At 70.4% G+C, this 7,208-nt stretch carries 8 protein-coding genes and 1 pseudogene; 4 read left to right on the top strand and 5 right to left on the bottom strand.

Translation table 11 applies throughout. The features are described 5' to 3' along the window. The coding region (locus tag VNS22_RS13110) for a serine protease (RefSeq protein WP_325733088.1) at nt 1-726 on the bottom strand (726 nt) is incomplete at its 3' end. A gap of 441 nt (nt 727-1,167) precedes the next feature. On the opposite strand from VNS22_RS13110, the gene VNS22_RS13105 reads away from it, so the two are divergent. Further along, on the top strand, nt 1,168-1,533 hold the full coding sequence (locus tag VNS22_RS13105) for a hypothetical protein (RefSeq protein WP_325733086.1): 366 nt from the start codon (nt 1,168-1,170) through the stop codon (nt 1,531-1,533). A 140-nt stretch (nt 1,534-1,673) separates the two neighbouring features. After that, entirely contained in the window at nt 1,674-2,222 is a 549-nt protein-coding gene (locus tag VNS22_RS13100) for an Hsp20/alpha crystallin family protein (protein ID WP_325733084.1), read from the top strand. Nucleotides 2,223-2,274: 52 nt separating this feature from the next. On the opposite strand, the gene VNS22_RS13095 is transcribed toward VNS22_RS13100, so the two are convergent. Both VNS22_RS13095 and VNS22_RS13090 read right to left on the bottom strand, forming a co-directional pair. Beyond that, nucleotides 2,275-2,823: a hypothetical protein gene (locus tag VNS22_RS13095; protein WP_325733082.1), complete on the bottom strand. Its 549-nt coding sequence runs from the start codon at nt 2,821-2,823 to the stop codon at nt 2,275-2,277. A gap of 49 nt (nt 2,824-2,872) precedes the next feature. Next, on the bottom strand, nt 2,873-3,139 hold the full coding sequence (locus tag VNS22_RS13090; protein ID WP_325733080.1) for a phasin family protein: 267 nt from the start codon (nt 3,137-3,139) through the stop codon (nt 2,873-2,875). Nucleotides 3,140-3,359: 220 nt separating this feature from the next. Between VNS22_RS13090 and VNS22_RS13085 the strand changes: the two genes are divergently transcribed. Then, nucleotides 3,360-4,820 carry an MDR family MFS transporter gene (locus VNS22_RS13085; RefSeq protein WP_325733079.1) on the top strand — a complete coding sequence of 487 codons (1,461 nt, stop codon included), beginning with the start codon at nt 3,360-3,362 and terminating at the stop codon, nt 4,818-4,820. 27 nt (nt 4,821-4,847) lie between these two features. On the opposite strand, the gene VNS22_RS13080 is transcribed toward VNS22_RS13085, so the two are convergent. Together VNS22_RS13080 and VNS22_RS13075 are read right to left on the bottom strand one after the other, a co-directional pair. Continuing rightward, nucleotides 4,848-5,093 (bottom strand): hypothetical protein, encoded by a 246-nt coding sequence (locus tag VNS22_RS13080; RefSeq protein WP_325733077.1) that lies wholly within the window; start codon nt 5,091-5,093, stop codon nt 4,848-4,850. A 143-nt stretch (nt 5,094-5,236) separates the two neighbouring features. Continuing rightward, nucleotides 5,237-5,617 carry a rhodanese-like domain-containing protein gene (locus VNS22_RS13075; protein ID WP_325733075.1) on the bottom strand — a complete coding sequence of 127 codons (381 nt, stop codon included), beginning with the start codon at nt 5,615-5,617 and terminating at the stop codon, nt 5,237-5,239. Between the two features lie 312 nt (nt 5,618-5,929). On the opposite strand from VNS22_RS13075, the pseudogene VNS22_RS13070 reads away from it, so the two are divergent. After that, nucleotides 5,930-7,208, top strand: a pseudogene (locus VNS22_RS13070) (hypothetical protein); the annotation flags it as partial.

The following is a 7,208-nucleotide window of genomic DNA, read 5'->3' as shown; positions in this document are numbered from 1 at the left end:
CTGGCTGACCGCCATCTCCGGCACCGCCGACCGGTCGCCGGCCCGCAGCCGCATGAAGCCGGCATCGGTGTCCATCACCAGTTTCGGGAAGCCGGCGGCCACCACGTTCTGCAGGCGGTCGGCCGGGGATGCCAGGCTGAGCCTGGCCTGCTCGCCGCCATCCTCGACCTCCAGCAGTGCGAAGTCCGGCCCGCCGATCTCGACCTTGGGCGAGCGTGCCAGCAGCTTGGCCCGGGTGGCGCGGTTGAGCGCCTTGCTGGTAACCCAGATCTCGTCGGCGGGCGGGTCGCCCACCACATGGAGGTTGGTGACCACCAGGCCCGGGGCGACGAAGAAGCCGGTGCCGAACCCGCTGCCCTCCCGCTGGCCGCCGCGCGCCAGCACCAGCACGGTGGCTGCGTCCAGCAGGTCGGCCAGCGAGCGCTGCTCGGCCGGCGCTGCCGCCGGATCATGCACCGCTGGTGCCGCGATCCGCTCCACCGGCGGCGGCGGCAGGCTGGCATCGTCTGCATCGTTGGCCGGCACCGGGGCGCCGCCGGGGCCGTGGCGCATCAGCCGGTCGCCGGCCACACAGACATTGCCGGAAAGATCCTGCCGCATCTGCGCCACCTGCCGGGCCAGCGCCTGGTTGGCCTCCTTCTGCAGGGCGACCAGGACCGCAGTTTCCGGTGCGGGCGGCGGTACCGGATAGAGCAGCACGCCGGGCAACTGGAAGGCGGCCAGCACGGACGCGCCCGCGAGGCACGCGATCCTGAGGCTGAGACTCAGGCGCCGGCTCCGCATGCGGTGAGGACCGGCTGTCACCCGCTCGTCACCTTCCCCTCGTGCGGACCAGGCTCCCCGAGCAGCGCGGGTCCCGATGGCAAACCTCTCTCGACAATCGGCACGGCGGCGTCACCCGGACGAAAATAAGCGGTGCCTCCGTCGGGCACTCTCGACGGAAGGCATGCGATCAGATCAGAATATGACCAGGAGGCTAGCGAAGGCCGCGTGGCCTGTCGATATGCGTCATTTCCAAAAGATGACGGCCCGGAAATGTCCGGCCGCACCTGCCCCTGCCCGCTGATCCGGCCTCCCAGCTGATCCGGCCTCGCGGTCGCACACGGAACCGCCACGGTCGCGACGGCTTGCTCTGCTTGCACGTCCCTCCTCTTGCCGGAGCACGCCATGCACTTTCGCCCGTTCCTCCTGTCCGCCGCGCTGCTGCTCGGTGCCTGCAGCACCACGCCGCTTCTGCCCGACCAGCCGGGAGCGGTGGGCGCCATCGAAGACTATTACGCCCGCCACGCTTGGGAAGAGGGAGCCCGCTGCGTGCTGCCGCGCATGTCGGTCACGGCGGCGGAGGTCGTCGAATCGACGGACGGCCGGACCGTGATCGACGTGCGCTACTTCTGGCGGGACAACCGCCTGCAGAGCGACAGCGGCGCCACAACCTGCGCGGGCTTCGCCTCGCGTCGCTTCACCCTCGAGGGCGGCCGGGTGGTGGCCATGACCGGTGAGCAACGCCCGAGCACGGCAGCCGGTACGAGCTGAGGCGACGTGGTCGACGCGCTGCCGCCAAAGGCAGTGCGGCCGGCTTGCCCGACCTGGCTTTTATGGGAAAATGACCCGATACGCCGCATCGGGAGTGGCCCGGCGACGCCAGGACCCTCGGGCGGCACGGGAGGATTGTCATGAGCGACGAGCAGGACCGGACGGGAGCAGGAGCGGGTGCAGCCGGGACCGGTGGTGCCGAACCCAAGGGTGCGGAGGCCCAGCCCTTCCAGGGGCTCCGCCAGGAGATGGACCGGTTGTTCGACGACCTGTTCACGACCGCGCCGTTTGCCCTGCTGCGGCGGCGGCAGCTGGACGCGGATCCCTGGCGCCGCCTCCAGTCGGTGTTCGACGCGACCGCACCGGTGGTGGACGTGTTCGCCGGTGAGGGTGGCTACCGGCTGGTGGCCGAACTGCCGGGGCTGCGCGCCGAGGATCTCGACATCGCGGTCAGCAACGCCGTGCTGACCATCAAGGGGCACAAGCAGCAGGCGGCGGTCGAACGGCAGGAGGAGCAGGTGCTGGCCGAGCGGCGCTACGGCGCGTTCCAGCGCTCCTTCCCTCTGCCCGACGACGCCGACCCGGAGCGGATCGGGGCCGAGCTGAAGGATGGGCTGCTCACCGTCACCGTGCCGCGCCGCGAGGACGCCTCGGCCGGCCGGCGCCGGATCGAGATCACCGCCAGCTGAGACGGCGACCCGGCCGGGGCCAGCAGTGCCCCGGCCGGGTTGCCCCTGTTCCTCAGGCCCGACCCACTGCCGCGGTACGGCACAGGCAATGCGCTGCCGGACGCCGGAGCGCGCAGGCCCCGCTGGGCTCCGGCCAGGCCGGCAGGGGCCGGCTCACCATGAGCAGATAGCGACGCACCTCGGTCGGGATGCGGCTGGAGATGTCCGCCACCCGGAAGCTGCGAACCCCGTCGGGCCCCACCAGGGGCACCTGCTCGTCCTTCACGAGACACTGCGCACCCAGCCGATAGCTGTAGCCCTCGTCGGCTTCGGCACTCGGATCATAGTCGATGATCCAGGCCGAGCCCTCGGCCCCGCCGGCACGATGGCGCAGCGCTCCGATGAGGATCGGGTGTCCGCACGAGATGCGCAGCACCGGGCAGCCGCCGCGCTGCGCCCGCCACAGCTGCGGGTCCAGACGGCCATGACCGGTCAACGGCGCCAGCAGGTACAGGCTGCGCCGGTCGACCTCATGCGTGGCGGCGGGCCGCACGGCCTGGCTCAGCGTCACCCAGAACAGGCCGTCGGCACGCGGCGCCGGTGCGAACCGGACGGACTCCATCACGTAACTCCTACCGGCAGAACAGCGCCAGTGGTGACCCGCCCGCTCCTCATGCCGCCCTCGAGGATGGCACGGCCTCGCTCGCCTCGCGCATGAGCAGCTCGGCCTCGTCGCGATAGTCGGCGAGCATCCGCTGCGTGAAGGCACTCTGCAGCTCCGCGGCCTCGCGCACACTGGTGCATGTGGCCAGGGCAGCCATGTTGTCGGCATGAGCCGTGCACCGGCGGCTGGCAAAGCGCAGGCTCTCCGCGCTCAGCGTCAGCGGCAGGCGCAGCCAGGCGTGCCACCAGGTCAGGAGCTGGTTCGAACCGTCCATGAAGCTTGTTCCCTCATCCATTCTCCCCAGCCTGCCGATGCCACGCTCTTCCGTCGCGTTCCCTCGGCTGGCTGGCCGGCGGCTACCGCCGCGCAGCTAACTACGCCGACCCGTGGGCCACCTGCATTGATATAGATCAAGCCGCGACCGAGATTCCTGACCTGGGCCGGTGCCAGCACCGCCGGCGCTCCCCTTCACCGTGCCCTCACCGAGGAAGTCGATGCCTGCCGATCGTTCCGCCAACAGGCGGCCGCTCATCGTCGCCGCCATCGTGCTGGCGACCTTCATGGTGGCCATCGAGGCCACCATCGTCGCCACCGCGATGCCGCATATCGTGGGGCAGCTCGGCGGGTTCGCCTATTACAGCTGGGTGTTCTCCGCCTTCCTGCTGGCGCAGACCACCACCACGGTGATCTATGGCCGGCTGGCCGACATCTTCGGCCGCAAGCCGGTGCTGATCACCGGCACGGCCCTGTTCCTGCTGGCCTCGGTCCTGTGCGGGCTCGCCTGGTCGATGCCGAGCCTGATCCTGTTCCGGCTCCTGCAGGGCCTGGGCGCCGGCGCCATCCTGCCGGTGACCACCACGATCGTGGGCGACCTCTACCGGATCGAGGAGCGCGGCAAGATCCAGGGCCTGCTGTCCAGCGTCTGGGCCTCCTCCGCAGTGGTGGGGCCGCTGGCCGGCGCGGTGATCGTCGACCACCTGCCCTGGGCCTGGATCTTCTGGCTGAACCTGCCGTTCGGCGTGCTGGCGATCGCGGGCCTGGTCCTGTTCCTCCAGGAGAAGGTCACCAGGCAGAACGAGCCGATCGACTATGCCGGGGCCGCCCTGTTCGCCGTGGCGATCGCCGCCTTCATGCTGATGCTCACCGAAGCCGATGCCGGCCTCGGCATCGTCCTCCCCCTGGGCCTGCTGTTCCTGCTGGCGGGGGCGGCCTTCCTCTGGCAGGAGCGCCGCGCCACAGCACCCATGATCTCGCTCCAGCTCTGGCGCCGCCAGCTCATCGCCGCCTGCAACGTCGCCACGCTGCTGGCCGGCATGGCGCTGATCGGGCTGACCACGGTCCTGCCGCTGCACGTGCAGGGCGTGCTCGGCCGCAGCCCGCTGGAGGCCGGGTTCGCGCTCACCATGCTGATCCTGGGCTGGCCGCTCGCCGTCACATTGTCCAGCCGCTGCTACCGGATCTTCGGCATCCGCCGCACGCTGCGCCTGGGCAGCCTGATGTTCCCGCTGGGTGCGGCCGCCTTCCTCCAGCTCCAGCCGGGCAGCTCGCCGATCCTGGCCGGGGCCGGCTCGTTCGTGATGGGCTTCGGCATGGGCCTGCTCAGCATCACCTGCATCATCCTGATCCAGGAGAGCGTGGACTGGGCGGAGCGCGGCAGCGCCACCTCCTCCAACCTGTTCGCCCGCAGCCTGGGCAACACGCTGGGCGCCACCGCCCTGGGCGCCGTGCTCAATCTCGGGATCGACCGTTATGCGCCGCCCCATGCCGCGGCACGGCTGCACGGCCTGCTCGAGCGGCCGGACGGGCTGGGTGGGGTCGCGACCGACCCGCAGGCGCAGGCCGCCCTGCACCAGGCCCTGCATCTGGCCTTCTGGGGCATCCTGCTCCTGGCGCTGCTGGCCTGCCTGACCTGCTGGTGGATCCCGGCCCGACGCCACCTGGCCAAGCCGGCCTGACCTGCCCAGGTGTGGTTGACCGGGTGCTCAGGCCTGCCAGCTGAAGCCGAAGCCGGCCTGGGCGCGGCCGGCCCGGTCGCCCATCCCGGCGATATGGGTCGCGAGGTTGCCGAACTCGTCCTGGATCTCGGCGGTGCTGATCCCGCGCTCCCGGGCGGCCATCAGGCAGCGCGCGGCATACTCCCGCGACCGGTGCCGCTCTTCCCGATAAAGCTCCGGACCGATGTTCTCATCGATCCAGCACTGCACGAACGCCCGCGCCCGTGTGCTCATCCCGATCTCCGCCATGGGACATCGAGCCTAGGAACGTCGCAGGACTTTCGTCTTCACGGTGCGACAGTTTGACCTGGAGATGATGTTTGCTGGCCGGTTGGGCGTGGCGTACGCGGCACGTTCGGGCACCCGGTCTCGGGCGTTCAGCCGGGCTCGACGGCCCCGCCCTGCTCGGCCCAGTCCTTGAAGCCGCCGAGATTGCGCACGTCGCGATAGCCCAGGTCCAGCAGCGCCTTGCCGGCCAGTGCGGAGCGCCCGCCGGACGCACAGTAGACGATCACGGTCTTGGCCGGATCGAACGCCTGGTCGTGATAGGGCGAGGCCGGGTCGGCGCGGAACTCGAGCATGCCGCGCGACACCTGCCTGGCCCCGGCGATCTTGCCGCTCGCCTGCACCTCCGGCTGGTCGCGCACGTCCACGACCAGGACGTCGCCCCGCTTCATCAGCTCTTCGGCGGTCGCGCGATCGATCCGGGGCACCGCACTGTTGGCGGCGGCCAGCAATTCCTTGACCGAAGTCGGCATCGTTCATCCTCCCGGAAATGCCGTCCTGGCGGCGGATTCGCGCCCAGGCGGCCAGTTGGCGAACCTGCGGCATCCGGCCATCCCGGTCAACTTGCCGCCCGGCCGGGGCTCCATGGCCGGGCCACTGCCGGCGCAGGCAGTACAGCGGCCGGCAAACGGCACATCCGGCAATTCTTCCAGTTCTTCTTCGCCCCGGACCGTCCGTTCACTTGATTCGTCGGCGGCATTGCCGGATCCATCCAATGAGGAGCGACGTGGGATCAGTCCCGGGCTGCTCTGATTTCAAGGTGCCCGGAAAGGATACTTGGACTGATGATCCTGCGTGGCCGCATCTTTCTCGGCTGTACCTTCACCCTGCTGGGGGTGCCAGCCGCCCAGGCGGCGGACTGCAGCAGTACCTATGACTGCACCGTGACGAGCGGCAGCTATACCAGCCCCTACGGCCTGGATTCGACCGGCAGCAGCGGCGACCAGGACAATGATCCGGGCGACGGCTCCGCGATCACCATCACCAGCCAGGGCGACTTCACGCTGGGCGCCAGCAGCAATCCCTATGTGCTGCATGCCCAGTCCAATGGCGGCACGCCGGTCGACGAATCCACCGGCGGTGCCGGCGGTGCCGTCACCATCACCAGTGGCGGCGACCTGTCGCTCAGCCAGGGCTCCTACGACAGCGAGCTGATCGCCATCGACGCGCGCTCGGTGGGTGCCGATGCCGACCGGGACAACCAGAACAACGGCTCGCCCGGCGGCAATGGCGGGATGGCCGGCAACGTCGCGGTCACGAGCACGGGCAGCATCGTGCTGGGCAGCAGCCTGCCCCATGGCGGCATCGGCATCTATGCCCTCTCCCAGGGCGGCACCGGCGGTGAGGGCAATACCGAGTTCGGCGTCAACCAGCCCGGCGGCCATGGCGGGGCGGCCGGCACGGTCGCCGTCACCAACCAGGGCGCCATCACCATGGGCACCGGATCGGCCCCGGTGACCTCGGCCGAGCGTGCCTGGGGCATCCGCGCCGAATCCAATGGCGGCGGGGGCGATCCCGACCCGAACGGCGGCGACAACGACCCTGCCAGCGGTGCGGGTGTCGCCGGCAACACCGTCACCATCACGAACAGCGGCAAGATCAGCCTGCATGTCGACGGCACCGGCAGTTCCACCGGCGGCGTGAAGGGCATCTATGCCAGCTCGACCGGCGGCGACGGGGCCCAGTCCTCCTACAACTTCAACACGGGCGGCAGCGGCGGCAGCGGCGGCAGCGTCGACGTGGACGTCGACAGCGGCGGCGACATCGAGATCTCGTCCGCCCGCCCGCTCCCCGACGGCGGTGCCGGTGTCCATGTGCTGAGCAGCGGCGGCAATGGCGGGCTCGGCAACAAGCAGGACAGTGACGGCAATGGCCGTGGCGGCAGTGGCGGGAACGGCGGCAGCGTCAGCGTGAACGTGAGCGGGGCCGCGATCACCACGTCCGGCGACAATCTGGTGGGCGTGCTCGCCACCACGACCGGCGGCGATGGCGGCAGCGGCGACAGCGAGAACCAGAGCAGCGGCGGCCATGGCGGCTCGGGCGGGGCCATCCAGATCAACCTGG

The sequence above is a fragment of the Geminicoccus sp. genome, assembly GCF_035556675.1.
GTDB lineage: Bacteria > Pseudomonadota > Alphaproteobacteria > Geminicoccales > Geminicoccaceae > Geminicoccus.
This window is presented reverse-complemented; position numbering and strand designations above follow the sequence as displayed.